Origin of the sequence: Amycolatopsis acidiphila (assembly GCF_021391495.1) — a bacterium.
Lineage (GTDB): Bacteria > Actinomycetota > Actinomycetes > Mycobacteriales > Pseudonocardiaceae > Amycolatopsis_E > Amycolatopsis_E acidiphila.
Map to the genome: position 1 here is coordinate 7,901,509 of NZ_CP090063.1, position 25,480 is coordinate 7,926,988.

At 66.7% G+C, this 25,480-nt stretch carries 28 protein-coding genes; 18 read left to right on the top strand and 10 right to left on the bottom strand.

The annotated features are described in order from the left end of the window. Positions 1 to 945, top strand: coding sequence for a TIM barrel protein (locus LWP59_RS38830; protein WP_144636700.1), 945 nt, complete (start codon positions 1 to 3; stop codon positions 943 to 945). After that, positions 942 to 1,949 carry a Gfo/Idh/MocA family oxidoreductase gene (locus LWP59_RS38835; RefSeq protein WP_144636702.1) on the top strand — a complete coding sequence of 336 codons (1,008 nt, stop codon included), beginning with the start codon at positions 942 to 944 and terminating at the stop codon, positions 1,947 to 1,949. Before LWP59_RS38830 ends, LWP59_RS38835 begins: the two co-directional genes overlap by 4 nt. A gap of 42 nt (positions 1,950 to 1,991) precedes the next feature. Here the strand turns inward: LWP59_RS38835 and LWP59_RS38840 are convergent, their stop codons facing one another. The 3 genes from LWP59_RS38840 to LWP59_RS40570 are packed head-to-tail and all read right to left on the bottom strand — an operon-like array spanning position 1,992 to position 3,191. After that, the gene (locus LWP59_RS38840; protein ID WP_144636704.1) at positions 1,992 to 2,267 is read right to left on the bottom strand and encodes a DUF6295 family protein; all 276 of its coding nucleotides are present in this window, start codon (positions 2,265 to 2,267) and stop codon (positions 1,992 to 1,994) included. Between the two features lie 9 nt (positions 2,268 to 2,276). Further along, complete coding sequence (locus LWP59_RS38845; protein ID WP_144636706.1) at positions 2,277 to 3,020, bottom strand: dienelactone hydrolase family protein; 744 nt, start codon at positions 3,018 to 3,020, stop codon at positions 2,277 to 2,279. Between the two features lie 45 nt (positions 3,021 to 3,065). Beyond that, positions 3,066 to 3,191, bottom strand: a complete 126-nt coding sequence (locus LWP59_RS40570) for a hypothetical protein (protein ID WP_267903751.1) — start codon at positions 3,189 to 3,191, stop codon at positions 3,066 to 3,068. Positions 3,192 to 3,459: 268 nt separating this feature from the next. Between LWP59_RS40570 and LWP59_RS38850 the strand changes: the two genes are divergently transcribed. Then, positions 3,460 to 3,744 carry a DUF3040 domain-containing protein gene (locus tag LWP59_RS38850; RefSeq protein ID WP_144636708.1) on the top strand — a complete coding sequence of 95 codons (285 nt, stop codon included), beginning with the start codon at positions 3,460 to 3,462 and terminating at the stop codon, positions 3,742 to 3,744. Here LWP59_RS38850 and LWP59_RS38855 read toward each other — a convergent pair. Then, the gene (locus LWP59_RS38855; RefSeq protein WP_144636710.1) at positions 3,729 to 5,288 is read right to left on the bottom strand and encodes a RyR domain-containing protein; all 1,560 of its coding nucleotides are present in this window, start codon (positions 5,286 to 5,288) and stop codon (positions 3,729 to 3,731) included. The two genes, LWP59_RS38850 and LWP59_RS38855, sit on opposite strands and share 16 nt — an antisense overlap. Before the next feature lie 55 nt (positions 5,289 to 5,343). Here LWP59_RS38855 and LWP59_RS38860 point away from each other — a divergent pair, with 55 nt between their 5' ends. Beyond that, complete coding sequence (locus LWP59_RS38860; protein ID WP_186383166.1) at positions 5,344 to 6,501, top strand: M20 metallopeptidase family protein; 1,158 nt, start codon at positions 5,344 to 5,346, stop codon at positions 6,499 to 6,501. On the opposite strand, the gene LWP59_RS38865 is transcribed toward LWP59_RS38860, so the two are convergent. Genes LWP59_RS38865 through LWP59_RS38875 form a run of 3 tightly spaced genes read right to left on the bottom strand, consistent with a single transcriptional unit; the run spans position 6,498 to position 9,975 of the window. Beyond that, a complete protein-coding gene (locus LWP59_RS38865) occupies positions 6,498 to 8,429 on the bottom strand; it encodes a class I SAM-dependent methyltransferase (RefSeq protein ID WP_144636714.1) in 1,932 nt (643 codons plus the stop codon). The genes LWP59_RS38860 and LWP59_RS38865 overlap by 4 nt on opposite strands. A gap of 48 nt (positions 8,430 to 8,477) precedes the next feature. After that, entirely contained in the window at positions 8,478 to 8,966 is a 489-nt protein-coding gene (locus tag LWP59_RS38870; RefSeq protein ID WP_144636716.1) for a DUF6328 family protein, read from the bottom strand. Positions 8,967 to 8,970: 4 nt separating this feature from the next. Continuing rightward, entirely contained in the window at positions 8,971 to 9,975 is a 1,005-nt protein-coding gene (locus LWP59_RS38875; RefSeq protein WP_144636718.1) for a LacI family DNA-binding transcriptional regulator, read from the bottom strand. A gap of 147 nt (positions 9,976 to 10,122) precedes the next feature. Here LWP59_RS38875 and LWP59_RS38880 point away from each other — a divergent pair, with 147 nt between their 5' ends. The 8 genes from LWP59_RS38880 to LWP59_RS38915 all read left to right on the top strand — a co-directional run bounded on the left by LWP59_RS38880 (position 10,123) and on the right by LWP59_RS38915 (position 17,456). Continuing rightward, positions 10,123 to 10,965, top strand: a complete 843-nt coding sequence (locus tag LWP59_RS38880; protein ID WP_144636720.1) for a fumarylacetoacetate hydrolase family protein — start codon at positions 10,123 to 10,125, stop codon at positions 10,963 to 10,965. Positions 10,966 to 11,002: 37 nt separating this feature from the next. Further along, positions 11,003 to 12,148 (top strand): tRNA dihydrouridine synthase DusB, encoded by a 1,146-nt coding sequence (gene dusB, locus LWP59_RS38885; RefSeq protein ID WP_144636722.1) that lies wholly within the window; start codon positions 11,003 to 11,005, stop codon positions 12,146 to 12,148. A gap of 89 nt (positions 12,149 to 12,237) precedes the next feature. Continuing rightward, the gene (locus LWP59_RS38890) at positions 12,238 to 12,996 is read left to right on the top strand and encodes a FadR/GntR family transcriptional regulator (protein WP_144636724.1); all 759 of its coding nucleotides are present in this window, start codon (positions 12,238 to 12,240) and stop codon (positions 12,994 to 12,996) included. Between the two features lie 74 nt (positions 12,997 to 13,070). Next, positions 13,071 to 13,598, top strand: a complete 528-nt coding sequence (locus LWP59_RS38895) for a MaoC family dehydratase (RefSeq protein ID WP_144636726.1) — start codon at positions 13,071 to 13,073, stop codon at positions 13,596 to 13,598. Next, complete coding sequence (locus LWP59_RS38900; protein ID WP_144636728.1) at positions 13,598 to 14,800, top strand: CaiB/BaiF CoA transferase family protein; 1,203 nt, start codon at positions 13,598 to 13,600, stop codon at positions 14,798 to 14,800. Before LWP59_RS38895 ends, LWP59_RS38900 begins: the two co-directional genes overlap by 1 nt. Before the next feature lie 95 nt (positions 14,801 to 14,895). Next, positions 14,896 to 15,153: a hypothetical protein gene (locus LWP59_RS38905; RefSeq protein ID WP_144636730.1), complete on the top strand. Its 258-nt coding sequence runs from the start codon at positions 14,896 to 14,898 to the stop codon at positions 15,151 to 15,153. 13 nt (positions 15,154 to 15,166) lie between these two features. Then, the gene (glmS, locus tag LWP59_RS38910; protein ID WP_144636732.1) at positions 15,167 to 16,993 is read left to right on the top strand and encodes a glutamine--fructose-6-phosphate transaminase (isomerizing); all 1,827 of its coding nucleotides are present in this window, start codon (positions 15,167 to 15,169) and stop codon (positions 16,991 to 16,993) included. Positions 16,994 to 17,042: 49 nt separating this feature from the next. Continuing rightward, positions 17,043 to 17,456 carry a hypothetical protein gene (locus LWP59_RS38915; RefSeq protein ID WP_144636734.1) on the top strand — a complete coding sequence of 138 codons (414 nt, stop codon included), beginning with the start codon at positions 17,043 to 17,045 and terminating at the stop codon, positions 17,454 to 17,456. On the opposite strand, the gene LWP59_RS38920 is transcribed toward LWP59_RS38915, so the two are convergent. The 3 genes from LWP59_RS38920 to LWP59_RS38930 form a co-directional block, all read right to left on the bottom strand. Then, a complete protein-coding gene (locus tag LWP59_RS38920) occupies positions 17,422 to 17,826 on the bottom strand; it encodes a hypothetical protein (protein ID WP_144636736.1) in 405 nt (134 codons plus the stop codon). The genes LWP59_RS38915 and LWP59_RS38920 overlap by 35 nt on opposite strands. Continuing rightward, complete coding sequence (locus LWP59_RS38925) at positions 17,811 to 18,110, bottom strand: hypothetical protein (protein WP_144636738.1); 300 nt, start codon at positions 18,108 to 18,110, stop codon at positions 17,811 to 17,813. Before LWP59_RS38925 ends, LWP59_RS38920 begins: the two co-directional genes overlap by 16 nt. 329 nt (positions 18,111 to 18,439) lie before the next feature. Next, entirely contained in the window at positions 18,440 to 19,222 is a 783-nt protein-coding gene (locus LWP59_RS38930; protein ID WP_144636740.1) for a phosphodiesterase, read from the bottom strand. A gap of 575 nt (positions 19,223 to 19,797) precedes the next feature. Between LWP59_RS38930 and LWP59_RS38935 the strand changes: the two genes are divergently transcribed. From LWP59_RS38935 to LWP59_RS38960, 6 genes are all read left to right on the top strand, one after another. Further along, positions 19,798 to 20,253, top strand: coding sequence for a hypothetical protein (locus LWP59_RS38935; protein ID WP_144636742.1), 456 nt, complete (start codon positions 19,798 to 19,800; stop codon positions 20,251 to 20,253). Positions 20,254 to 20,500: 247 nt separating this feature from the next. Further along, entirely contained in the window at positions 20,501 to 21,391 is an 891-nt protein-coding gene (locus tag LWP59_RS38940) for an HAD family hydrolase (protein WP_144636744.1), read from the top strand. Beyond that, a complete protein-coding gene (locus tag LWP59_RS38945) occupies positions 21,391 to 21,927 on the top strand; it encodes a hypothetical protein (RefSeq protein ID WP_144636746.1) in 537 nt (178 codons plus the stop codon). The genes LWP59_RS38940 and LWP59_RS38945 overlap by 1 nt, the downstream gene beginning before the upstream one ends. Before the next feature lie 225 nt (positions 21,928 to 22,152). Continuing rightward, positions 22,153 to 23,823, top strand: coding sequence for an N-6 DNA methylase (locus LWP59_RS38950; protein WP_186383167.1), 1,671 nt, complete (start codon positions 22,153 to 22,155; stop codon positions 23,821 to 23,823). Beyond that, positions 23,810 to 24,547 carry a hypothetical protein gene (locus LWP59_RS38955; protein WP_222425485.1) on the top strand — a complete coding sequence of 246 codons (738 nt, stop codon included), beginning with the start codon at positions 23,810 to 23,812 and terminating at the stop codon, positions 24,545 to 24,547. The genes LWP59_RS38950 and LWP59_RS38955 overlap by 14 nt, the downstream gene beginning before the upstream one ends. After that, positions 24,547 to 25,422 (top strand): hypothetical protein, encoded by an 876-nt coding sequence (locus tag LWP59_RS38960; protein WP_222425486.1) that lies wholly within the window; start codon positions 24,547 to 24,549, stop codon positions 25,420 to 25,422. The genes LWP59_RS38955 and LWP59_RS38960 overlap by 1 nt, the downstream gene beginning before the upstream one ends. The last annotated feature ends 58 nt before the right edge of the window (positions 25,423 to 25,480 follow it).

Below are 25,480 nucleotides of genomic sequence, written 5' to 3' on the forward strand. Positions count from 1 at the left end.
ATGACCACCGCAACGACGCGCACCGTCATCGGCAACCTCTGCCTCGGCACCGCGCCGGACTCGTGGGGCGTCTGGTTTCCCGAGGACGACCAGCAGGTCCCCTACACCCGTTTCCTCGACGAACTGGCCGGGGCCGGGTACCGGTGGCTCGAGCTGGGCCCGTTCGGCTACCTGCCGACGGACCCGCAGCGGCTCGCCGAGGAGGTCGGCGCGCGCGGGCTGCAGGTGTCCGGTGGCACCACGTTCGGCGCGCTGCACCGGCCGGAGCTGTGGGACGAGATGGCCGCGAACACGCGCCGGGTCGCGGCGCTGACCGCGGCCGCGGGCGCGCACCACCTCGTGTACATCCCGCCGATGTACCGCGACGAGAAGACCGGCGAGTTCACCGAGTCGCCCGAGCTCACCGCCGAGCAGTGGGCGTCGTTCGGCCGCCGCGCGAGCGAGCTCGGCAAGATCCTGCTGGAGGAGTACGACGTGCGGTTGTGCCTGCACCCGCACGCCGACAGCCACATCCAGACCCAGGCCGAGATCGAGCGCTACCTCGACGAGAGCGACGCGCGGTACGCGAACCTGTGCCTGGACACCGGGCACGTCGCCTACGGCCGCGGCGACAACGCCGAGCTGATCCGCCGCTACGCCGAGCGCATCGGCTACGTGCACATCAAGCAGATGGACCCGGTGATCCTCGACCAGGTGCACGACGAGAACCTGAGCTTCGGCGAGGCCGTCAAGCGCGGCGTCTGCGTCGAACCGCCGGCCGGGGTGCCGAACCCCGCGGAGATCGTCGACGAGCTGTCCCGGCTGGACGCGGAGATCTTCGTGATCGTCGAGCAGGACCTCTACCCCTGCGCGCCCGACGTCCCGCTGCCCATCGCCGTGCGCACCCGGGAGTACCTGAACCACTGCGGGCTCGCCGGTTCGAACCGGCCGGGAGCGCGCGCATGACTGTCCACATCGGAGTGATCGGCACCGGCATGATCGGCCAGGACCACATCCGCCGGATCACCGACGTGGTGACCGGAGCCGAGGTGGTCGCGATGGCCGACCTCGACGCGGACCGCGCGCGGCAGGTCGCCGCCGGCGTCGGCGCACGGGCGCTGGCGAACGGGCACGACGTGATCGACGACCCGCTCGTCGACGCCGTGGTGGTCACCTCGTGGGGCCCGACGCACGCGGAGTACGTGCTGGGCGCGATCGCGGCCGGCAAGCCGGTGTTCTGCGAGAAACCGTTGGCCACCAAGGCCGAGGACTGCCTGCGGATCGTCGAAGCGGAGCAGGCCTTCGGCCGGAGGCTCGTGCAGGTCGGCTTCATGCGCCGGTACGACGCGGGCTACCGCGCGATGAAGCAGGTCATCGAAAGCGGCGAGATCGGCGCCCCGCTGGTCATGCACTGCGTGCACCGGAACGCGACGGTGCCCGAGACCTACCACTCGGACATGGCCGTGCAGGACACCGCGGTGCACGAGCTCGACATCATCCGCTGGCTGCTGGGCGAGGACATCGTGTCCGCACAGGTGATCAAGCCGCGGCGGACGAGCCGCAGGTTCGAGCACCTGCAGGACCCGCAGCTCATGCTGTTCGAGACCGCCAGCGGCGTGCGCGTAGACCTCGAGGTGTTCGTGAACTGCCGGTACGGCTACGACATCCAGTGCGAAACGGTCGGCGAGACCGGCGTCGTGCGGCTGCCGGACCCGGCGGACGTGTGGGTCCGGACGGCGTCACACCTGCGCACGAACGTGTTGCAGGACTGGAAACCACGCTTCGCCGCGGCGTTCGACCTCGAGTTCGTCGAATGGGTCGCGTCCGTCCGCGACGGCACGGCGGCCGGGCCGAGCGCGTGGGACGGGTACGCCACCGCCGTGCTCAGCGACACGACCACGGAGGCCCTGCACTCCGGGCGGGTGGTGTCCGTGCGGCTGAAGGACCGGCCGGCGTTCTACGGGGGCTGAGTGTGATGGGAGGCACCGCGCCCGGTGCCTCCCATCGGCCGCTCAGGCCTGGTTGACCGACGCGAGACCGGCGGGCGCCGCGTCGAGGGCGCGCAGGATGGCGTCGGCGAGCTCACGCGCCGCCTCTTCCGTCAGCTCGACCGGAACCCGCGCGGACGGACCCTCGCCGGGGTTGATGAAGTCGATGTTCACCGTGTGCGCGAAGGGCGCGTGCACAGGGTGGTCGACGTAGACGGTCGCGTGTGACAGCGAGAACCAGCCCTTCGCGGACTTCCCGCTGCCGGTGACCTCGATCTTCTCAGTCTGGTAAGTGCACATGTCTTTCCCTTATGCCGCGAGGTTCTTGCCGAAGAAGTCGAACACCCGCTGCCAGCCCGCCACCGCCGCCTCCGGGCGGTAGGTCGGCCGGTCGACGGCGAAGAACGCGTGGCCGGCGCCGTCGTAGGTGTGGAACTCGTGGTCCTTGCCCAGCCGGTCCAGCTCGGCGTCGAGCTTCGCGGTCTCGTCCGGGGCCGGGTACTGGTCGTCGGCGCCGAACAGGCCCAGCAGCGGGCACGACAGCTGCGACGCCAGGCCCAGGATCGGCTTCATGCTCGCGGGCATCTGGGCCGGCGGGTCGTTGACGACGAACGCGCCGTAGCAGTCGACGGCCGCATCGATCTCCAGGCTGCACGCGGCGAGGAAGGTCTGGCGGCCACCCGAGCAGTAGCCGATGACGCCGATCTTCCCGTTCGCGGTGTCGAGCGCCTTCAGGTACTTGGCGGCACCGTCGACATCGCCCACCAGGCGGTCGTCCGGCACCCCGCCCGCGGCGCGCACGGCCGCGGCGGCGTCGTCGGGGTCGGCCCCCGGCGCCTCTCGCGAGTAGAGGTTGGGGCAGAGCGCGTTGTAGCCGTGCGCGGCGAACTTGCGCACGATTTCCTTAGTGGCGGCGTCGTATCCCGGCATGTGGTGGATGACCACCACGCTGCCGTGCGGCTTCTCGTCCAACGGCCTGGCCAGATAGGCCTCGATCTCGTCACCGCCGTCGCCGGTGATCGTGATCGTCTCGGCCCGCATCGCATCGGTCATGGGCCCAGCTTGGCACGATCATCGGCGCGGCGACGAAGCTGTGGGTTACTCGCCCTGATCTGCACCTTTGTCCGGTTCCGGAGACTCGCCCAGCAGGCGGTCGAGGTCGAACTCCGCGGTCAGCTCGGCGAAGATCGGCGTGGTCTCCAGCTCTTTCTGGCTGACGCTCATGCCATTACCTCCCTCACCCGCCCGCGCACCTCTGCGCGAGCGGTTCGCGCCCGCCGCCCCGTCACCCGTCGAGGTGCCGGCCCGGCGGTCCCTTCCTGCAGGTGAAGCGCCGTCCCCTCGCTTCTTGTTCCCGCAAGAGTATTAACGGGTAACCATGTTACCTAACTCACCGTGAGCGACCGTCCGAGCACCGAAAAAAGTTCACACAGATCGGCGCGATGACAACCGCTGGAGGCGGGATCATAATGGAAGTCGAAGGCGGTGCGGCATGGCACTTCACGGGGAAGAGCAGCGGCGGCTGACCGAGATAGAGCGGCAGCTGGCCGAGGAGAACCCGCGCCTGGCCCAGCGACTCTCCGAGCTGCGGCCCATGCGGGTTCCGAGCGTAGTGTTCGCGATGATCGGTGCCCTCTGCTCGGTCATCGCGGGCCTGTTCATCATGGTCGCGGGCGCGCAGGTGCAGACGGCCTTCCTGATCATCTTCGGGGCGGTGCTGACCTGCGGCGTGCCCACCGCGATCCTCTGGCGGACCTGGCTCTACCGGTTGCGCTGAACCCGCGGCGCGCGCCGTACGATGCGGTAGCCGGCGTCGGCCAGTATCTCCGGCAGCGCGAGCACCACGTTGCGGTCCTTCTGCCGTTCCGCCTCGCCGAGCTCCTGCCACGGCCGCAGGTCCGGATGCAGCTTGCGGGCGTTGTCCCGCCGCGCGCCGAGGCGCCAGCCGTCGGCCTTCCGCTCGGCCGTCCAGCGCTCGTGCTCGGCGACCGCCAGCCGCTCCACCTCCTCGGGCTCGAAGGCGAACGGCACCTCCTCGAGGCTGGGCACCATCCGGCAGCCGACCATCGCCAGTTTGCGTTCGATGTCGCCCGCTGAGGCACGATTGGCGTCACGCAGCGTGTCCGGCAGCTCGTCCCAGTCGACCAGCGACGGGTTGTCGGCCACGTCCTGGCCCAGCGCCCGCTGGTCCCGCAGGTAGCGCCGGTGCACGGCCCGCGCCAGCGAGTCGGTGATCCGCTCGGACAGGTACACGCTCGCCATATCCAGCACTCCCACGAATCGGAGCCGGTCCTCGTGACCGTGCTGCACAATCATCTCACCGACGCCGGCCAGCTGTGCCATCCGCACGATCACCGTGCCCCGGGTGGCGTCGACGGTGGCCGCCGCGGTGAGGCCGTCCCGGAGCGCGCGCTCCTCGTCATCGTGGCAGACGAACACCAGATGCACACCTGGTTCCGGGATGTAGACAGGCACCACGGCGACCCGGCAGGCGGCGGCGAAGAACGGGTGCCGGGCACGCAGTTCGGCCACCACCGGCTCCCCGTCGGGGTCGGCGACGATCACGTCCACGATGCCCCGGCCGGCCCGGCGCGCCAGCTCGAGCAGCAGGGCGCGGCCGAACGCGCTGAGCCCGATCACGACAAGGCGTTCGCCGTCGGGCTCGACGGCCGCGAGCACCTGCTTGGCGGCCACCCCGTCGAGGGAGAAGAAATCGACCTCCAGCTCGTTCTTCCAGCCGCGGTCGCGCAGCGCGTCGCCCAGTTCGGGGTCCGCGACGTGCGCATACACCTCCAGCGAGGCGTGCGCGCGGCGTTCGACCTGGCTCGCCGCGAGGACGGTCGCGATGTTCGCGGGGGTTTCGTCGGCGAGCGCGTAGAGCCGGTCGGCGCGGGCGAGCCCGGCGGCGACGAGCGTGGCCGGGCTGCGGGCGGAGTCGACGCGCACGACCGGGTGCTGCGCCTCCAGGTGGGTGGCCAGCGTGCGGGCCGCGACCGAGCTTCCGCAGACGATGATGTGCCGGGCGCGCCGGCGCGCCCGCAGGCGCGCGATCTCGGTCGCGAACAGCAGCCGCGCGGCCTCGACCACGGCGTAACCGGTGACCGCCGGGGTCAGGAACCGGCTGATCTCCAGCGGCCACGGGTAGGGGCCGCCGTTGGACACCGGGCCGGAGTTGATCACGAAGAGCTGCAGGTCGTAGTAGAGGAGGTCGACCGGCCGGTGCGCGAACTGGGTGCTGGTGGCCAGGTACTCGGCCAGTCCGGCGTAGCCCAGGACCAGGGAGACCACGACGAGCACGGCGAACAGCACCCGGATCAGCACCGCGGGGCGCGAGGTCAGTGCGGTAACGATGGCCTCCGTACACGAAACTGGGCAGATGTCCAGTGTGGAGCAACTTCTCCGGCTCGTCGATGACGAAATTCCCGCGGCCCTCGCCCTGCGCGAAAAGCTGCACGCCAACCCCGAGGTCGGCTTCGCCGAGTTCGGCACCGCCAGGGCGATCGCGGACGCGCTGCCGTTCGAGCCCGCGCCGGTCGCCGAAACGGGCCTGGTCGCGCGGATCGGCGGGCCGCGGGGCGTGCTGGTGCGGGCGGAGCTGGACGGGCTGCCGATCGACGAGGAGACCGACTCGCCGTTCGCCGCGGCCAACGGGTTCATGCACGCCTGCGGGCACGACGTGCACCTCGCCGCGCTGGTCGCGGTCACCCGGGCGGCGTACCGGATGCGCGAGGACCTGCCCGTGCCGTTCACCGCGGTCTTCCAGCCCAGCGAGGAGCGGCACCCCTCGGGCGCGGTGGCGCTGCTCGACGAGCCGGCGCTGACCGGCGGGTTCGACGCGGTGGTGGCCGCGCACCTGCACCCGTTGATCGCGTGGGGGTCGATCGGGATCGAGCCGGGCGCGGTGAACGCCGCATCGGACGCGGCGGAGATCCTCGTCGAGGGCGCGGGCGGGCACGGCGCGTATCCACACCTGGCGACGGATCCGGTACTCGCGCTGTCGCACGTCGTGGTGGCTCTGCACGGTCTCGTCGGCCGCCGCCTCGATCCGACCCACGCGGCGGCGCTGACGGTCGGGAAGATCGAGGCCGGGACGTCGGAGAACGTCATCCCGTCCCGCGCACGCGCGTGGGCCACGCTGCGGGCGCTCGACGCGACGGACCAGGCGGTCCTGCGCGACGCAGTCGTGTCCACTGTGGAGGGTGTCGCGGCGGCCCACGCGTGCACGGGCTCGGTGCGGTTCACGAAGAGCGAGCCGCCGCTGGTCAACGACGACGACCTGGCGCGCTCGACCGCGGCCGTCGCACCCGTGGCGGGGCTGGCTGTCGCGCCGCCCTGGCGTTCCTGCGGCAGCGACGACTTCGCCCACCTGCGCCGCCTCGGCCCGTCGCTGATGGCGTTCGTCGGCCTGCACGGCGCGCCGGGCTTCCTGCCGCGGCCGCTGCACCACCCGGAGTTCCTGCCCCCGGCCGACTCGGTCGCACTGGTGGCGAAGACCCAGGCGGTGGCATACCTGGCCGGCGCGCGGCGGGGTTAGGGCCGGTCCTTCTCGAACACCACGATGCGGAACGGCAGCGTCGGGGCGCCGACGACCTTGACGCGTGTCTTGAAGCCGTGTGCCTCGGCGGCCTTGCGCAGCAACGAGACCGGGGCGGCGCTGGTCATGTCGGCGTTGCCGCGCATGTAGCCGTCGACCTCCTCCTCGGCCAGGCCGTAGCGGATCATCCACTCGCGCCACTTCTCCATAGCCGAGGCGCCACGGCGGTCGCCGTTCACGCCGAAGACGTCCGCGAACACGAGCGTGCCGTCCTCGGTGGTGTGCTCGGCGCAGTTGAGGAAGAACTCCTCGAGCGTCTCGTCGGTCGGGTCCGGGCCGATGAGGAAGTGCATGACCAGCGAACCGAACACGATGTCGTACCGCCCGTCGACGTCCTCCCACGCCGTGCCGCGCACCAGCCGCATGTCCAGGCCCGTCTGCGCTTCCGGCTGCAGCAGCTCCCGCGCGTACGCCGTCATCTGCTCGGCCCTGTCGACCCCGCGGTACTGCCGCACCGGCCCGTGGTGCTCCAGGTCGTAGAACGGCCGGTTGATGTTGCGGATCCACGGCACGATCTCGCTCGTCAGCCGCCCGGTGCCATAGCCGATCTCGAGCACGTCGACCGAGCGCATCTTGTCCGCGTAGATGCGCAGGATCTCGCGGAACACCGTTGCCGCGCAGTCGCGGATCAGCTGGGCGTAGCGCGGGATCCAGCACCGGATGTGCCGCTCGTAGGAGTCGAAGTAGTCGGGCGAGCGGAACTCGGTCTCGCTCGTCCAGTCCTCGTCCCAGCGCCCGACGCCGTTGCGTGCCACCCACGCCCGGCGCAGGTCGGCGGCCTTCATCGTCGGCTCGAAACGCACCGCGCGCGCCTTGATCGAGTCGTAGAACTGGGCCGCGCCGGCGTAGCGCAGCGAGTTGCGCTCGATGACCAGCTGCCGGCCGTCGACGCGGCCGGGGTTGGGCCGGTAGCCGCCGATCAGGTCCGGGTCGAGCAGCAGCAGGTGATGGCCGACGGCGGCCGGGCCCAGCGGATGCACCTCGCCGACCCGCAGCTCCTCCTTGGCGGCGATGTAGATGTCGTACGGCCCGTCGCGGTGGCGTGCCTGATGGCGCCTCCACAGCTCGATCTGCCGGGCGAGCTTGTCCTCGTTCTCGAAGAACCACGACCAGTCGATGAGGAAGATCCGCTCGCTGACGTTCGCGGTCATCTCCTCCGGGTGGTCCGGGGTCCAGAACTGCTCGGTCTCGTCGGTCAGGTCGGCGATCGCGCGGACCTCCCCGCCGGTCCACTCGCGCAGGCTCGAGAAGCTCGGCAGGTAGTAGTCGGCGTCCACGACCAGCTGCGACGCACCGCCCGAGTCGAGCTCGTGGGCGAGCGCGCCGGCCCAGCCACCGAGCAGGTGCAGACTCGCGTGCTCCTCGGGATAGCCGTCGATGAACTTGTTGATCTGCTCGTTCAGCGCGTTGCGGCCCTGGCGCGCCGAGCGCTGGCCCGGGGAGAGCGTGGTCTGCGCGAGCTTGCCGAGCCAGTCGGCGAACCGCGTCTCGAAGGTCTTGAAGCCGGCCTCGTCCCCGACGTCCGAGGGGTAGGACAGGTAGTCGGGCTCGCCGAAGTTCTCCGGCAACCGCTCGGAGTCCGCCTGCTTGACGACGACCAGCGGCAGGTGCAGCGCGTGCGCGAAGCCGACCTCGTAGGCGAGGTTGGGCCGCTGCTTGCTGCCCTCGAGGATGACCAGGTCGGACTTGAGCAGCTCGTCGCTGACCTTCGCGCCGATGTCCTTGTTGACGCTCTGGTTCTCGTTCCAGTCGTAGTAGTCGAACCCGTGCTCGCCGAGCCTGTTCTTCATGACCGACAACGCCTTCTTCACGGCGTCCGGGGAACCGGCCTGGGTGGACCAGGCGAGGAAAGCGGCGAGCCGGGTCAACAAGGCCTCCGTAGGGTCACGGGTCGGATCAGCAGTGTATCCAGCCGGCTACTCCGGACGGCCGGTTCCGCGAAAACCGTTACCGCGCCGGAGGAGCCTGGGGACGAGGAACCACAGCACCCCGAAAGCGATCGCCACCAGGCCGCCGACGACGCCCATCGCGAGCGGGCCGTAGACGACCTTCGCGATCAGCGCGACGACGTCGGACACCGCGGCGGCCAGGCACACGAGCCCCGCGAGGACGGTCCGGTTGCCGACGCGCAGGATGTCCTCGCGGCGGCCCTCCCGGAACAGGATCCGGTGCCACGCCGCGGGTGCGGTCAGCAGGGCCGTGGCCAGCGCGGCGAGCACGACGGCGAGCAGGTGCATCGACTTCTCGAAGCCGCTGGCCTCGCGGAACGGCGTGGTGAACACGACCGACAGCAGGAAGCCGAACAGGATCTGCACGCCGGCCTGCGCGACCCGCAGCTCGCTGAGCAGGTCGTTGATGTTGCGCGCGAGCCGCTGGTTCGGCGTCTCGTCGGGCTCACCTTCCACGCGCTCAGCGTACGTGTGGCCGGCTCGAATCGCGGACCACGAGCTCGGGCGTGAACACCACCTGCTGGTGCTCGACGGGCTCGTCATCGCCCCTGGTCTCGGCGATGAGCAGGCCGGCCGCGGTGTGCCCGAGCCGTTTCGCGGGCTGGCGGACGGAGGTGAGCGGCACGGCCGCGGCGGCGGCGAACTCGATGTCGTCGTAGCCGACGATCGCCATCTGCCTGGGCACGCGCACGCCGGCGCCGACCATGGCCTGCAGCACGCCGAGCGCGAGGAGGTCGTTGGCGCAGAACACCGCGGTGGGCCGCGGGCTCATCCCGAGCAGCCGGGCGCCCGCGTCCCGGCCGGAGGCCACGTCCAGTGCACCCGTCTCGAGCACGGCCAGCTCAGCGCCGGAGCCGGTGAGCACGGAGCGGACGCCGGCCTCGCGGTCGCGGCACTGTTCGAGGACGTGCGGCCCGTTCACGAACGCGATCCGCTGGTGGCCCGCCTCCAGCAGGTGGCCGGCCGCGAGCGCGCCGCCCGCGACGTCGTCCACCGAGACGGAGCTGGCCTCCTCCGGGGGCACCTTCCGGTCGACGAGGACGTACGGAATCCCCCTGCGACGGAAGGTTTCCAGCGCCTCGCCCGTCGTGTCGACCGGGCTGAGCAGCACCCCGCGCACCCGCTGCTCGGCGAGCATCGAGAGGTAGGAGGCCTCGAGGTCCACGCGCTGCCCGCTGTTGCAGGTGATCACGTTGAGACCCTCGTCGTGCGCCGCCTCCTCCGCGCCACGCGCGAGATCGACGAAGAACGGGTTGCCGAGGTCGAGCACGAGCACCGCCATGATCCGGCTGCGGCCGGCGCGCAACTGACGCGCCGACTCGTCGCGGACGTACCCCAGCTCCTGGATGACCGACAGCACGCGGGACCGCGTCGCCGCCGAGACCATGTGCGGCCGGTTGACCACATTGGACACCGTACCGATGGAAACGCCGGCTTCCCGGGCCACGTCCTTGATGCCGACCATCGATCCCCTTGCTCTGCCGGTGCGCACACCCTACCATGCTCATGAAACGTTTCAAGCTTAGGTTCCAATACCGGGAAAGCCCGCAGCGCCAGCATTCCACGGCATCGACGGGGTCTAACGTGGCAGCTGACGACAAGGAGGCTCCACGTGGAACTGATGCGGCTGGGCGAGTTCGGCAGCGAGCGGCCGGCGGTGCGCCGCGACGGCGGGGTGTACGACCTGGGCGGGCTGACCGCCGACATCACCGGGGACTTCCTCGCCGACGGCGGCCTCACCCGCGTCGCGGAGGCGCTCGACGCCGGCTCGCTGTCCACTGTGGAGGAAGCCGGGCGGCGGATCGGGGCGCCGGTGGCCAAACCGGGCGCAGTGATCTGCATCGGGCAGAACTACGCCGCGCACGCGGCCGAGTCCGGCTCCGCGCCGCCCGAGCGGCCGATCATCTTCTTCAAGCCGCCGAACACAGTGGTCGGCCCGAACGACGACGTGCTCATCCCGCCGGGCGCGACGAAGGTGGACTGGGAGGTCGAGCTCGCGGTCGTGATCGGCAAGCAGGCGCGGTACCTGTCCTCGCCCGAGGAGGCGCTGTCCCACGTCGCCGGGTACACGATCGGCAACGACGTGTCCGAGCGTGCGCTGCAGGTCGAGCAGTCGGGCGGACAGTGGTCGAAGGGCAAGTCGGCGGAGACGTTCAACCCGCTCGGGCCGTGGCTGCGGCCGGCGGCCGAGGTGGCGGACCCGCAGAAGCTCGGTCTCCGCTCCTGGGTGAACGGCGAGCCGCGCCAGGACTCGAACACCGCGGACATGATCTTCTCGGTGGCGCAGCTGGTCTTCGACCTCTCGCAGTACCTCGTGCTGGACCCCGGCGACGTGGTCAACACCGGCACCCCGGAGGGCGTCGCACTGTCCGGGAAGTTCCCGTTCCTGCAGGCCGGGGACGTGCTGGAGCTGGAGATCGACGGGCTGGGGAGGCAGCGCCAGCAGCTGCGGTGAGCGGGGCGGCTGCGGGTGTCCTTCGTCACGGGCGACAATGGAGGACGTGACGCAGACCCTGACCAAGCCCGCCCTGAAGATCGGCCCCTACGCGGTCGATCCGCCGGTCGTGCTCGCGCCGATGGCGGGGATCACGAACGTCGCGTTCCGGCAGCTGTGCCAGGAGTACGGTGCCGGCATCTACGTCTGCGAGATGATCACCGCCCGCGCGGTCGTCGAGCGGCATCCCGGCACGATGCACATGATGACCTTCGGCGAGCACGAAAAGCCCAGGTCGATGCAGCTGTACGGGGTGGACCCGAAGACCATGGCCGAGGCCGTGCGGATCATCGTCGGCGAGGGGCTGGCCGACCACGTCGACTCGAACTTCGGCTGCCCCGTCGCCAAGGTCACGCGCAAGGGCGGCGGGGCGGCGCTGCCGTTCAAGCGCCGCCTGTTCGCCGACATCGTGTCCTCGTCGGTGAAGGCCGCGGAGTCCGCCGGGGTGCCGTTCACGGTCAAGTTCCGCATCGGCATCGACGACGAGCACCACACGTACCTCGACGCCGGGCGGATCGCCGAGGCCGAGGGCGCGGCGGCGGTGTCGCTGCACGCCCGCACCGCGGCGCAGCGGTACTCGGGCAAGGCCGACTGGAGCGCGATCGCACGCCTGAAGGAGGCCGTGCAGAGCATCCCCGTGTTGGGCAACGGCGACATCTTCGCCGCGGACGACGCGTTGCGCATGATGGCCGAGACGGGCTGCGACGGCGTCGTCGTCGGGCGCGGCTGCCTCGGGCGGCCGTGGCTGTTCGGCGAACTGGAGGCCGCGTTCGCCGGGCGGGAGATCCCCGCCGGACCGTCGCTCGGCGAGGTCGCGCGCGTGCTGCGCCGGCACGCGGAACTGCTGATCGAGCACGACGGGCCGACGAAGGCGATGCGGGACCTGCGCAAGCACATGGCGTGGTACTTCATGGGCTTCCCGGTCGGCTCCGAGCTGCGGCGCCGGTTCGCGATGGTGTCCTCGCTCGACGAGCTGAACGAGCTGATCACGCACCTCGACCACGATGCGCCGTTCCCGGCGGACGCCCTGGGCCCGCGCGGCCGGCAGGGCTCGCCCGGCAAGGTCACCCTGCCCCACGGCTGGCTCGACGACCCGGACGACAACCTGGTCCCCGAAGCCGAGGACATGCACTCTGGGGGCTGAGGCCTCGATCTACCTAAACCTCCGAGGTTTTGCCTATACTGCTTCGCTGTTCCCCGAGCTCTTGCTCCCCGGCCCACGAGTGGTGACACATGGTTTCCGCCAGCGAGCCTTCGACCACCGCATACGACCGGCTGGCTTCGGCGATCCGCGAGGAGATTCTGTCGGGCGCACTGCGACCCGGCGATCGTCTGCCGACAGAACCCGAGCTCTCGGCGTACTACCGGGTCAGTCGCAACACGGCACGGGAGGCCATCCGCGCATTGGCCTCCCAGGGCCTGGTGAAGGTCAAACGCGGAGTGGCCGGTGGCACCTTCGTCAGCGCACCCTCGTTTTCGCACATCAGTCAGACTTTGCGCACCGGGCTCGCACTGGTGACCGACGGCGTGCACCTGACGGTCTCCGCCTTGATGGACGTCAGGGAGATGCTCGAGGTACCGGCCGCGGAATTCGCCGCCCGGCTCCGCACGGACGAGGAACTGGCGGCCATCCGCCGGACCTTGTTCGATCCAGCCGAAGTCGACCCCGGCAACGTCTTCGATAGCAACCGCGATTTCCATACGTGTCTACTGCGAGCAACTCACAATCCGCTACTCGAAGTGCTGGCCGAGCCGGTTTTCCGGGTACTGAAGGAACGGTTCCTGCGGGAGCGGGCGCCGGCCAGCTTCTGGGCGGAGGTCGACCGGGAGCATCGCGAGATCATCGGCTTCCTGGAGTGCGGCGACCAGGCAGGCGCCCGTGAAGCCAACCGGGCGCACCTTCGACACCTGCGCGGCACCTATGAGCGACTCGATCGCTTGACCGCCAAAACCTCCGAGGTTTACGCTGTCGGAGACCACGGCGTCGACTAACAAATCCCGTATGACTGAAGGTTCCGCACCGGCCGCGTGCACGTCCGCGCGCCTCCTCTGAAATGGAGCCGTACATGACCGTGAAACCCGGTTGGCAGGGTCGATTCTTCGAGGACTTCGAGATCGACGACGTCTATCGCCATCCGCTGGGGCGCACCGTGACCGAAACCGACAACACGTGGTTCACGCTGCTCACGATGAACACCAATGAGGCACACTTCAACGCCGAGGTCGGCGCGGCGTCGGAGTTCGGCAAGCCGCTCGTGGTCTCGACGCTGACGATCGCCATCGCGATCGGGCAGAGCGTCATCGATACCACGCAGAACGCGTTCGCGAATCTGGGCCTGGACAAGCTCACGCTGACTCATCCTGTGTACGCGGGTAACACGCTGTGGTCGGAGTCCATCGTGCTCGGCAAACGCGAGTCCGGCAGCCGGCCGCACGCGGGCATCGTCACGGTCAAGACTCGTACGCTCAACCAGCACGGAGACGAGGTCCTCTCGTTCGTCCGGACCTTCTATGTGCATCGCCGTGGGCACGGCACCTCGACCTTTCCCGAGGCCAAGAAGCCCTTCACGGTCCTCGATTCGGAGCGGTCGTGATGAAGCCTCTGGAGGATGTCCGCATCCTGGCGCTGGAGCAGTACGGTGCCGGCCCGTTCGGTTCGCTGCATCTCGCGCACCTCGGCGCGGACGTGATCAAGATCGAGGATCCCGGTGCCGGTGGCGACGTCGGCCGTTACGTGCCACCGTTCGCCGAGGGCGAGGACTCGCTGTTCTTCGAATCCTTCAACCGCGACAAGCGCAGCATCAGCCTCGATGTTCGTCATCCAGAGGGGCGCGCCGTGCTGGAGGACCTCGTGCGTCACTCCGACGCGGTGTACTCGAACCTGCGCGGTGACGTACCTGCGAAGCTCGGCATCCGGTACGACGACCTCAAGGACGTCAACCCCAAGATCGTGTGCTGCTCGCTGTCCGGGTTCGGCATGACGGGACCCCGCGCGGCCGAACCCGGCTACGACTACGTGTTGCAGGGGCTGGCGGGGTGGATGACGCTCACCGGTGACCCGGACGGTCCGCCGGAGAAGACCGGACTGTCGCTCGTGGACTACTCCGGCGGCTTCGTGGCGGCCATCTCGCTGCTCGCCGGCGTGCACGCGGCCCGACGGGACGGCGTCGGCATGGACTGCGACGTGAGCCTTTACGACACCGCGATCAGTCTGTTGACCTATCCCGCCACGTGGCACCTGACCGCCGCGTACCAGCCCGCCCGTACCCGCCGTTCGGCTCATCCATCGCTGGTGCCGTTCCAGGCGTTCTCCGCGAAGGACGGCTGGCTGGTGATCGGCTGCGCAAAGGAGAAGTTCTGGCAGCGGCTGGCCGCCGTCATCGAGCGGCCCGAGCTCGCCACTGATCGCCGGTTCGCCACCTTCGCCGACCGCAACGAGAACCGCCAGGAGTTGCAGGACATCCTCGACGAAGAACTCTCCACGCGAACCGTGGCGGAATGGCTCGAGGCGCTCCGGGCAGCCGCTGTGCCGTGTGCGCCGGTCAACGATGTCGGACAGGCCTTGCGTGACGAGCACACGCTGGCGCGCGATCTCATCGTTTCGACCGAGCATCCGCGGTTCGGATCGGTGTGGCAGGTCAACTCGCCCGTTCGAGCCGGCAACGTCCCGCAGCAGCACAGGCGTGCGCCCTTCCGTGGTGAGCACACCGCCACCGTCCTGCGTGACCTCCTGGGCTACGACGACGAGACTGTCCGCCGGTTGAGCACGGCCGGCGTATTCGGACCGGAGAATTAGCTCCGCACCATCCGCGAGCACCATTACTGGGTGAAACCTGCCCGAATTCGGGCAGGAACCTTGCCGAAGATGACTCCGACTGCGAACGTCTGAGGATGGATCAGCAGCTGGTGCGCCACATCGCAGGCTCCACGGGCCTGCCGGTGCCGGTCGCCGAGCGCGTGATCGCGGACGTCATCGCGTACTACCGCGAGACGACCGAGGAGTTCGTGCGCCGCCGGCACGGGGAGCTGCAGCGGCGTGGGCGCAAGAACGCCGAGATCTGGCAGATCGTCACGACGGAACTGGCCGAGCGCCCCGTCGGCGCGGGCGAGCTGACCGAGCGCCAGCTGCGACGGATCGTCTACGGGTGAAGGAAGGCTCTACATGTGCGGAATCGTGGGTTACGTCGGCAGACGGGCGGCCACGCCGATCCTGCTGGAGGGGTTGCACCGGCTGGAGTACCGCGGGTACGACTCGGCGGGGCTCGCCGTCGCGCAGCGCAGCCGGCTCAAGATCACGAAGGCCGCCGTGCGCGTGGACGAGTTGCGGGGCCTCGTCGAGGAGGACCAACCCTCAACTGTGGGCATCGCCCACACCCGCTGGGCCACCCACGGTGAGCCGACCGATGCGAACGCGCATCCGCACGTCGACAGCGCGAAGCGGATCGCCGTGGTGCACAACGGAATCATCGAGAACGCGGGCCGGCTGCGGGATCGGCTGGCCGCGGACGGCGTGAAGTTCGTGTCCGAAACGGACACCGAGGCGCTCGCACACCTGATCGCGCGGGCACTGGCGGACGGCGCGTCCTCGCTCGAGGACGCGGTGCGCGCGACGCTGCGGGAGGTTAACGGCGCGTACGGGCTCGTCGTGCTGGACGCGCAGAACCCGGGTCAGCTCGTCGTGGCGCGCAACGGCAGCCCCATCGTGCTGGGCATCGGCGACGGCGAGATGTTCGTCGCGTCGGACGTCGCCGCGCTCGTGCGGTACACCCAGCGCGTCGTGTACCTCGACGACGGCGAGCTGGCCACGATCACGGCGGACGACTTCGTCACCAGCACGCTGCAGGCCCACCGCACCGCGAAAACCCCGACGACGGTGGACCTCGACGACGACGACTACCAGCTCGGCAACTACTCGAACTTCATGCACAAGGAGATCTGGGAGCAGCCGGAGTCGGTGCGGCGGACCCTGCTCGGCAGGCTCGACGAGCGGTTCGGCACCGCCCGGCTGGGCGGGATCAACCTCGACCCGCGGGCGCTGCGTGCGATCCGGCGGGTGAAGTTCCTCGGCTGCGGATCGGCGTACTACGCGGGGCAGATCGGTGCGAACCTCGTCGAGGAATGGGCGCGGCTGCCCGCCGACGCGGAGCCGGCGTCGGAACTGCGCTACCGCAACCCGGTCGTGGAGGAGGACACGCTGTACGTCGCGGTGAGCCAGTCCGGCGAGACCGCCGACACGCTGGCGGCGGTGCAGGAGCTGCGGCGCAAGGGCGGACAGGTGATCGGCGTGGTCAACACGGTCGGCAGCGCCATCGCGCGCGAGTGCGGGAGCGGGGTGTTCCTGCACGCGGGGCCGGAGGTTTCCGTCGCGTCGACCAAGGCGTACACGAACATGGCTGTCTGCTTCGCGATGCTGGCGCTGTCGCTCGGGCGGGTGCGCGACCTGTCGGTTTCGGACGGCTCACGGATCGTCGCGGCGCTGGACGCGCTGCCCGCGCGGATCACGGAGGTCTTCGCGGCGGAGGACGAGATCTCCGCCGTGGCGAAGGAACACAGTGGTGCGGAACGGATGTTCTTCATCGGCCGGGTGCGGGGCTGGCCGGTCGCGCGGGAGGGCGCGCAGAAGCTGAAGGAGATCTCGTACGTGCACGCGGAGGCGTACCAGGCGGGCGAGCTGAAGCACGGGCCGCTGGCGCTGATCGACCCGGGGATGCCGTCGGTGGTCGTCGTGCCCGACGACGAGCTGCTGGTGAAGAACATCGGGACGATCGAGCAGATCAAGGCCCGCGGCGGCCCGGTCATCGCGGTGACGAACGCTTCGCTGCCGTCGGGGCTGGCCGACTCGGTGATCCAGGTGCCGCGCAGCGAGCCCGAGCTGGACCCGATCCTGTTCACGATCCCGCTGCAGGTGTTCGCCTACCACCTGGCGCACCACCTGGGCCGGGACATCGACAAGCCCCGGAACCTGGCGAAGAGCGTGACGGTGGAGTAACAGCGCGGCGGCGCCGGGCGACCCTCTTCGGAGGAGCTTGGAGCCGGACATGCGGATCAAAATTCTCGGTGTCGCCGCGTTGTTGGGTTGCCTCACCGCCTGCGCGCAACCGGCGGTACCCGGTGCTCCGGTGCCGGTCACGACCGTGGCGCCGGTCGAGGTCACGCCGACGACCACGGCGGTGCCGCCCCCTGCCCCGGCCACCACGACGACGAAACCGGGACCCACCACCACCCGGAAATCGTCCACACGCAGGACGACCACCCGGGTGCCGCCGCAGTACGGGTATCAGTGCCGCGATGGCGACGAGAAGCTGTACTCGATCTGTGCCGGACACAAGGCGTGGGTCGACGGGCAGCTGGAGCTCACGAACTGCCTCGACAGCGGCGGCACCTGGGACATCGAGCACCAGCGATGCACGAGGGCGCCTAGTACGACGGCTTCGTCGTCGGGGTCGGGGTGAGGACGCCGAGGTCGATGGGCGGAGCGTTGAACGCCGAGTCGTACGCCTCCTGCACGCCGGGCGCGATGGCCGGCTCCGCCGGTGGGCGCGGATGCGGGATCATCGCGTCCCGGCTGACCCGGGCCGCACGCTCATCCGCGGTCTCACCCCGGGTGTTCTTCGCCGGTTGCCGGGTCGTCACCGGCTTCGCGGCGGATACCGTCGCAGGCGGTGGAGGAGGCGGGGCGTCGGCCAGCTGCGCCTCGTCCTGCTCCACCACCGCGACGGCGGTGTTCCCACCCGTCACCGGTTCCTCCGACAGGCTCATCGGGACGATCGCCATCGCGATCGGCGCGGCCACGAGCAGCAGGAGGATCACGGATCTTCGCATTGGGCCTCTTCCACGCAGGACAAGATCAAACGGAAGATACCATCCCAGAATTCCGTGCCCTGCTGACGAAAAACAACCGCTCGACGGTCATTTTCGGTCCGGCAAAAGCAAACTTGCGCCGCGGTCTTGCCGAGCCCTTCGACGATCGCGGTGCTGACCGCCGTGGCTTCGACCTCCCCTGGTCGATCCACGGCTCGTACGGCTGCACGCCGGCCACCGGTCCGCTCGACCGCCCGGATGCCAGCGATCTTCGCGAGCGCGCTCGCGTTGTGCAGTTTCGGCACCGATCGCGGTCATCAGCTTCCGCCGGGCGTCGTACAACGCCCGGGGGCACCCCGGATGTCGTGGTGCAGCCGGCCGAGGGTCTCGTCGAGCTCATTCATCGAGTTCTCCTGGGTGAGGACGGTCGGCAGGGCCTGCAGGCGCTGAGCTGACCACCCAGCCCAGCTCGACCAGCTCGGCGACGGCGAGCGCTCGCGTGGCATCGGTGGTGCAGAAGCTCGCCGGGGCGTTCGGGTGGGCGTGATCTGTCGGTGGATGTCGGTACGGTTCTCGGCATGACCGCCGGCCTCCTGCGCGCGCCACCGGCCTCTCAAGCGGTGTCGGGAGTTGGTTAGAAGCCGGCGATGGGTGCTGCCGCGTGGCTGATCGGCACGGTGTGCGTGATCCAGGACCGGGCGACGAGAAGGTGCAGCAGGAAGGACGTCGGCTCTGCCAGGTAGTTGGGCACTCCGTCGTGCAGCACCAGGCCACTCTGGAGGTGCGTGCTGGGGGCGATGGCCAGGACACTGCCTGCGAAGGCAGCGGTGACGGGGCGGTGCACGTGGCCTGCCAGCACCCGTGCGACATTGGTGTGCTGGACGAGCACGTCCAGCAGTTCCACGCCGTCCTCCAGGCGCATTCCGTCCAGAAACGGGATGCCGACATCGATCGGAGGATGGTGCAGGCACACGATCGCCGGCGTGTCCCGCTTGCGAGCGAGGATTCCGTTGAGCCAGTTCAGTTGCGGCGTTCCCAAGCAGCCTTTCGGCGACCCGGAGACCGTGGATTCGAGGACGACAAGGGTGAATGCGGGATAGTCCACCGCGTACTGCGTGCGCTCGGTACCGCCGATAAAGCGGGTGCCATCGAACTCGTCCAGCAGCGCTGCCGGGTCGTCGTGGTTGCCTGCCGCCAGATGCAACGGCAGCGGGAAGCGGTCGATCGCCTCGTGCAGTTCCTTGTACTCCTCCGGCCTGCCGTGCTCCACAAGATCGCCGGTGATCACGACGCAGTCGGGCTGTGGGTCGAGCGCGAGGACGCGGCCGAGGGCCCGGTTGAGCCCGACAGCCGGAGGTCCGGCCAGAGGACCCGTGGTCATGTGCGGGTCGCTGAGATGCGCGATCGCTGCGGTCATAGCCCCCAACGCTCCAGCATGCGTCACGGCCGTGGCAACCGGTCACGCACCCGCGCCGATCTGCCAGGGGGCGTTGGGATGTTGCTGGAGATAGCAGAAGGGGTGCCTCCCGGACCTGGGTGGCACCCCTTCTGACCTGCGAAGAGCGGATGACGGGAATCGAACCCGCGTATTCAGCTTGGGAACCATATCCGGAGACCAGGAAAACGGCGCTGACCTGCGGTTCTTGGTGTGCGTGGGGTACCCGTGTTGACCGTTGTTGACCGGGGCATGTTGTTGGCATGTTGCTGCGGGCTGCCCTCGCACAGGGCTCCTGCTGAGGTGATCTCCTCGCGGCGCGGGTTCATCCCTGCCAGGCCGGGTGGTGCCGGTCAAGGGTTTGCCGGAGGCCGCGAAGCGCCCTTGACCGGTGCCGGCCGGCCTGGCAGCCCTCGGGCGCGCCGTGAGGAGGTCACCGGTCGTGCCCTTCCCTGATCTCCGAAGCGGTGCCGGGTCCAGGGCAGAGCCCTGGCCGCCGGAGGGCTTCCGCACCCCGATGACGAGCCCGCCGGGGCAGTTCCGGTTGGATCAGGCTTATGGCCGACGGGTACCCGGACCTACGCATCGATCGATATGTGACGGTCGTCCAAGGCGACCAGCATCACCAGGCTCGGTTGCGCGGTTGGTTGGATGGCCACGACGGAACGAGACCGATCTACCGACTTGAGCTGCTGACCAGCCAAGGGACGTACGGAGGTCCCTACACGGCGACCGGACCGGACATGTTCGAGGCCCTTGTGCGATTGCGGCGCCAACTGGAACCGGAAGGGTTGAGAATCGCGATCCAGGGCTCCCGACGCGACGCGTACCCCAGCGGCATGGCCCGCGACATGGGGGGCGGCGAGCGAGTCTACGTCCTACGTCCGGGACGGACAGCTCGCCGCGACGACCTCGTGGACACCTTCGCCGAAGCACCGCCCGACCAGTTGGCGACAGTCGACGAACAGCGAACCTTCTGGGAAGCCTGGCTCAAGGAAGCCGACAAGGCGTAGGCAGGGTCCGGTCGTCGAACCTTCTGGGATCGGGTGGTCACTGAATCGCTGGGGCCGCCGGCCGAAGCGGAGCGGCAGGCCGAGCGGCGCAGCGGCGCGCTTGCGCGCCGCCCTTGATCCATTAGAGGCAAGTTCGGCAGGTCGAGCGTTGGCTCAGTGGCTCCCGGTCAAATCCGGCAGCGTAGGCATGCCCACACGGTCTCGCGCTGCCCCAAAACTGTCGGTGCGCCTGTCTAGTCTTGGAGCCATGAACGAGGGACGCTCCAAACCCCGGGCACGGCTGCTAATCACCGACTTGGACAACACGCTGTGGGACTGGTTCCAAGCGTGGTACCGATCCTTTTCAGCCATGCTGAACAAGCTATCCGAGCTGAGCGGCGTCTCCGTACAACAGCTAGAGCGTGAAATTCAGGTTGTCCACCGCGCGAGGGGGACGACGGAATACTCGTATCTATTGAATGAGCTGCCGTCATTGTTAAGGCAAGGCCTTGACTCCGACCCCTTGACCTACTACGACCAAGCTATTCATACTCTCAACCGCGAACGGCGTACATTTACAAACCTCTACCCAGGAGTCAAAGATACACTCATTAAGCTCCGCCAACGCGGAATCCCAGTAGTTGGCTACTCTGAATCGATCGCATATTGGACCGAATGGCGCATCCGAAAAACCCGCTTAGATGGCCTTCTCTCCGTGCTATACACATCGCCCGATCACGACCTTCCATCTGGCGTGACCTTCGAAAAACTTCGATGGCACCCTAACCATGAATACGGGTTAGTTCAAACGGAACATCGTCACGTTCCCGAGGGGACTTTGAAGCCCGCCCCCTCGATCCTAAAGAAGATAATGTGCGACTTTGATGTTGAGCCTTCTCAGGCGGTGTATGTAGGCGATAGTCTAATGAAAGATGTCGCAATGGCGCAGATGGTGGGAGCACTAGATGTACATGCGTCGTATGGGATAGCCCAGCACGCCGAGGGCTACGATCTCCTCCGCCGAGTGTCGCACTGGAGTCAGGGCGAAATTGAGCGGGAAAAGCAGCTAGCATCACAGCCCGACGTTACCCCTACTTACTCCCTTCGTAGCGGCTTCAACGAACTACTTGAAACTTTCGACCTTGGCGGAAATTGCTAATGAACGACGAGGATCTAGTCAAAAACTATGTGGAACTGTGGAAACAAACGATAGCCGTCCAGCAGCATTTCAACGATATCGCTTGGCGTATACGGCAACTGGCCCTAACGGCACTCACTTTCGCACTCGGGGCCGCGGCCGTGGCCGCCAAAGACCGCACGACTATCCAGCTAGGAGGGCTAGAGATCCAACTCTCCACCACCATCCTTATATTCGGAATAATTGTTTGGGGGTCATTTTACTTTGTAGATCAAGTTTGGTATCACAAGCTACTAATTGGCGCCGTGAAGCACGGGGAGACACTAGAACGAGCGCTGGCGTTATACCTGCCAGAATCGGGGCTGACCCAAGAGATCAGCAAAGCTAGTCCCTCGCACATAAAAATTGGGCTAGGAAGGTTCACGCCCACGAAAAGGATCACACTTCATTCTACGAATAAGCTGCGGATATTTTACGCTGCTGGGGGCATTGCCCAGTTGGTCGTAGCAATTATTCTGCAGTTTTCCTCGAAGACCCCTCACGTCTATCCACTCTGATCCTTGCTTCCGGGTAGGCGCCTCTCGATGGCTGAAGGCAGCAGCAGGCCAGCGAGTCAGTCCGGACCACGTCCCAGAGCGTCAACGCATCGACTCCTCCTACTGCGCCCTCCCTATCCTTCGACAAGCGGTGCGATCCATGTCACACCGTCAGATGGCTTAAGATCGGCATCGGCGTAGCGCGCGCCTCCCCAGCTTCGAACGCATGTACGACAGGATGGTGCGGTGACTTCCTTCGAGCCCCTGGTCGACAGCCCCGAGCTGCGGAAGGCGCGAGGTGCCTTCTTCACGCCTGCAGCTCTCTGTAGCTACGTGGTGAACTGGGCTGTTCGAGACGCGGCCGATCGAGTTCTTGAACCAGCCTGCGGTGAGGCAGCCTTCCTAACTGCGGCCGGCGAGCGTCTCATGGAGCTCGCTGCTCAAAGCCGCAGGCCTGCTGCCGCGTTGCACGGCGTTGAGCTACACGAACACAGCGCACGTCACGCCGCTGCCGTGGTGCGGGCGCAGGGGAACGACGTTCAAGTCGACGTCGGGGACTTCTTCACCTTCAGTCCGGAACCTGTCTATGACGTGGTCATAGGTAATCCTCCCTACGTGCGTTATCAGGACTTTGCGGGTGAAGCGCGTATGCGGTCCCGCGAGGCGGCACTTCGCGCCGGCGTCCCGCTGACTGGCTTGGCGTCGTCCTGGGCCGCGTTCACAGTGCACGCTGCACTTTTTCTAAAGCCCGGCGGCCGCCTAGGCCTTGTTCTTCCAGCCGAGCTCTTAAGTGTTAACTATGCGGCACCAATTCGCCGCTTCCTAATGGAACGCTTCCAGTCCCTGCGCCTAGTTATGTTCACAGAACGTGTTTTCCCGGGCGTAATGGAAGAAGTCGTTCTTATTCTAGCAGATGGGTTCGGCCGAGGCTCGGCCAAACACTGCGATATCTATCAAGCAAAAAACACCACAGATCTACATCAAGCAATCGAGCAACGATGGACGCCAGTCGATCTCGAAGCCAAGTGGTCTCCGTCTCTATTGTCAGAGTCCGCGCTCGATGCGTACGAGTCACTGGCCGCAAGTTCAATGTTTTCCACACTGCTCGCTTGGGGTGAGACCACGCTTGGAATGGTGACAGGAAATAACAAGTACTTCATGATGTCGCCAGCTCAAGTGGCAGAACTAGGGCTTTCCCCCGACGAACTGTTGCCTATGTCGCCGCCGGGTTCGCGCCATCTTCGCGGCCTAGAATTTACGAAAGCTGCCTGGCGAGAGCTTGGCAGCGACGGGATGGCAACGTTGCTTCTGCGACCAATGGGCGAGCCCTCCCCTGAGGCAAAAGCTTACTTCGCGAAGGGCGAGAAAGATAAGGTCGACCAAGCATACAAATGCCGAGTTCGCAAGCCGTGGTGGCGCGTCCCATTGGTAGCTAAAGCCGACATGTTCCTCACTTATATGAACGCCGACACCGTGCGTCTGTGTCAAAACAGTGCGGGCGTGCACAATCTGAACTCGGTACACGGCGTATATCTACGAAAAGGCGTGCTTCAGCTCGGAAAGAAAAACCTGCCAATTGCCACGCTCAATTCGATGACCTTGCTAAGCGCAGAGACTGTGGGGCGAGCCTATGGCGGCGGCATGTTGAAAGTCGAGCCAAAAGAAGCGGATCAACTTATAGTGCCGTCAAAGATGCTCGTCGAAAACGCTCAGGGCGACCTCGCTTCTATCCGCCCACAAGTCGCTCGGTTTCTGCAAACTGGCAAGTTATTCGAAGCTGTTCGACTAGTTGACGACGTCTTATTAAGTGCTCATGTAAAGATGAATCGAACACAGATAAAGGCGCTCCGTACATCGCATATGGAGTTGCGAAAACGTCGCGCCTCTAGAGGAGCCAGCGCGCGTGACTCGAATTGACGACTCAGTCAGACAAGCTCTCAAGTCGCTTGGCACTAAGCCTCCCGATGACTCGAATAATTCGGTTAAGAAGGCTTACTCGGAAAACATGTCGAATGCTCTCGCGGCGGCGCTCGCCGATGAGCTTCGACGTCGCGGCCTACGCGGTACCCGCCCGGCCGGTCCAGGAGAGGTGGGGGCATCGGGAGCCGGGCGCCGACTTAATGGTGGCTTATTTTCGAAAAAGATCGATGTGAGCTGGGCGACCGAAGAGTCCGGGCTCCTGCTCGGAATGAGTATCAAGTGTATAAATTTCCGAGACGGTCGAAGCCATAATTACCAGAAGAACCTGACCAATCGTAGGGGCGACCTGGCGGTAGAAGCGGTTACGCTGCATCGAAGGTTTCCGTATGCAGTCCTGGCAGGCTTCCTGGTTATGGATGACGGCGCACGCCATGACGGTACTGCGAAACGCACCAGCACATTCATTAACGCGTTTCCACGTCTCCGGATTTTTACTGGAAGGTCAGACCCATCAGGCCGCGAGGAGCAGTTCGAGCGATTGTACATAATGTTAGTCGATGCTAATCCGTTTCGACCAACACTTGACTGCTATCGAGCTGATGACCCTAGCCAGGCCGTGCCTATGGACGAGATATTTGACGACTTGATTTCTTTGTTAGTCGAGAGAAACTTCGACGCTTACGAGCGAAATGGCAGTAACGGCCTCCAGAAGGCAAAGTGATGACTGAAGCTAAGATCGTTGACATCTTTTCATTGCTTGAGCCGATTGTGCTCGCGCATCCTGAGACCAACCCTTGGCAGGTTCGTGGCGCTGGACCTGCGGTATATGACGCTGACTTCAAGTTGCTTGAGGAGATGCTGACTGTCCCCGTGGCAGAGGGAACGGGGACTCAGTCGGGTAGACTGGCGAAAACGATCGATGCCTGGGTTGCAAGGGAGTTGCGACGTTCTGGCTTCGACGAAGACGAGGTTTGGCCACGCCTGAGCGCACCCCGCGTTGTACCGCGCGAGGTCTCGCAGTTCATAAAGATGTTGCCTCGGCGGTTACAGTCCGAAGCCAGGATGCAACTCCTCCGCAACACCACGGTTGCCCCTTCGGACGCGCGCATACTAGGACGAGCGTATGTGAAGCAGGTCGACGTCCTCATAGCACAATGGTCACGCGGCCCCGAGCTTCTCGTCTCAACTAAGAGCATGGGGTCCTCGTTTAGAAAGAACCTGGCAAACAGATTTGAAGAGGCATACGGCGATGCCAAGAACTTGCGTGGCCGATACCCGCTTGCAGCGATGGGTTTTTTGTTTCTCCTGAGATCGACAATCCAGGAGGAGGCGGGGGCCTTCGAGCGCGCGGTTGACATGATGCGGAAGCTGAAGGCGGAAAGTGACGTATACGACGCAACTTGCCTAGTTGTGGCTGAGTGGCACGAGGGGATGAAGCCCGCAAAGGTGACCTTGCTAAATGATTTGGTACCCGAGGACTTGAACGCCAACACGTTTATGGCGACACTCGTTGATGCCGTTTTGACTCGAACACCTGTGGAGATGCACGTTGAGGTACGGCAGCGGCGCGAGCATCGCGTACTGCCGATCGAGTAGGCAGGTCGGGGATCGAGACAGAACGGCTCGCCAGGTCCTAGGTAGTACTTTAAGTGTT

What these genes read in the sequence shown, in the direction of transcription:
- LWP59_RS38830 (WP_144636700.1), top strand. Translation starts at nt 1, where the DNA reads ATGACCACCGCAACGACGCGCACCGTCATCGGCAACCTCTGCCTCGGC.
- LWP59_RS38835 (WP_144636702.1), top strand. Translation starts at nt 942, where the DNA reads ATGACTGTCCACATCGGAGTGATCGGCACCGGCATGATCGGCCAGGAC.
- LWP59_RS38840 (WP_144636704.1), bottom strand. Translation starts at nt 2,267, where the DNA reads ATGTGCACTTACCAGACTGAGAAGATCGAGGTCACCGGCAGCGGGAAG.
- LWP59_RS38845 (WP_144636706.1), bottom strand. Translation starts at nt 3,020, where the DNA reads ATGACCGATGCGATGCGGGCCGAGACGATCACGATCACCGGCGACGGC.
- LWP59_RS40570 (WP_267903751.1), bottom strand. Translation starts at nt 3,191, where the DNA reads ATGAGCGTCAGCCAGAAAGAGCTGGAGACCACGCCGATCTTCGCCGAG.
- LWP59_RS38850 (WP_144636708.1), top strand. Translation starts at nt 3,460, where the DNA reads ATGGCACTTCACGGGGAAGAGCAGCGGCGGCTGACCGAGATAGAGCGG.
- LWP59_RS38860 (WP_186383166.1), top strand. Translation starts at nt 5,344, where the DNA reads ATGTCCAGTGTGGAGCAACTTCTCCGGCTCGTCGATGACGAAATTCCC.
- LWP59_RS38875 (WP_144636718.1), bottom strand. Translation starts at nt 9,975, where the DNA reads ATGGTCGGCATCAAGGACGTGGCCCGGGAAGCCGGCGTTTCCATCGGT.
- dusB (WP_144636722.1), top strand. Translation starts at nt 11,003, where the DNA reads ATGGAGGACGTGACGCAGACCCTGACCAAGCCCGCCCTGAAGATCGGC.
- LWP59_RS38890 (WP_144636724.1), top strand. Translation starts at nt 12,238, where the DNA reads ATGGTTTCCGCCAGCGAGCCTTCGACCACCGCATACGACCGGCTGGCT.
- LWP59_RS38895 (WP_144636726.1), top strand. Translation starts at nt 13,071, where the DNA reads ATGACCGTGAAACCCGGTTGGCAGGGTCGATTCTTCGAGGACTTCGAG.
- LWP59_RS38900 (WP_144636728.1), top strand. Translation starts at nt 13,598, where the DNA reads ATGAAGCCTCTGGAGGATGTCCGCATCCTGGCGCTGGAGCAGTACGGT.
- LWP59_RS38905 (WP_144636730.1), top strand. Translation starts at nt 14,896, where the DNA reads ATGGATCAGCAGCTGGTGCGCCACATCGCAGGCTCCACGGGCCTGCCG.
- glmS (WP_144636732.1), top strand. Translation starts at nt 15,167, where the DNA reads ATGTGCGGAATCGTGGGTTACGTCGGCAGACGGGCGGCCACGCCGATC.
- LWP59_RS38915 (WP_144636734.1), top strand. Translation starts at nt 17,043, where the DNA reads ATGCGGATCAAAATTCTCGGTGTCGCCGCGTTGTTGGGTTGCCTCACC.
- LWP59_RS38920 (WP_144636736.1), bottom strand. Translation starts at nt 17,826, where the DNA reads ATGCGAAGATCCGTGATCCTCCTGCTGCTCGTGGCCGCGCCGATCGCG.
- LWP59_RS38930 (WP_144636740.1), bottom strand. Translation starts at nt 19,222, where the DNA reads ATGACCGCAGCGATCGCGCATCTCAGCGACCCGCACATGACCACGGGT.
- LWP59_RS38935 (WP_144636742.1), top strand. Translation starts at nt 19,798, where the DNA reads ATGGCCGACGGGTACCCGGACCTACGCATCGATCGATATGTGACGGTC.
- LWP59_RS38940 (WP_144636744.1), top strand. Translation starts at nt 20,501, where the DNA reads ATGAACGAGGGACGCTCCAAACCCCGGGCACGGCTGCTAATCACCGAC.
- LWP59_RS38945 (WP_144636746.1), top strand. Translation starts at nt 21,391, where the DNA reads ATGAACGACGAGGATCTAGTCAAAAACTATGTGGAACTGTGGAAACAA.
- LWP59_RS38960 (WP_222425486.1), top strand. Translation starts at nt 24,547, where the DNA reads ATGACTGAAGCTAAGATCGTTGACATCTTTTCATTGCTTGAGCCGATT.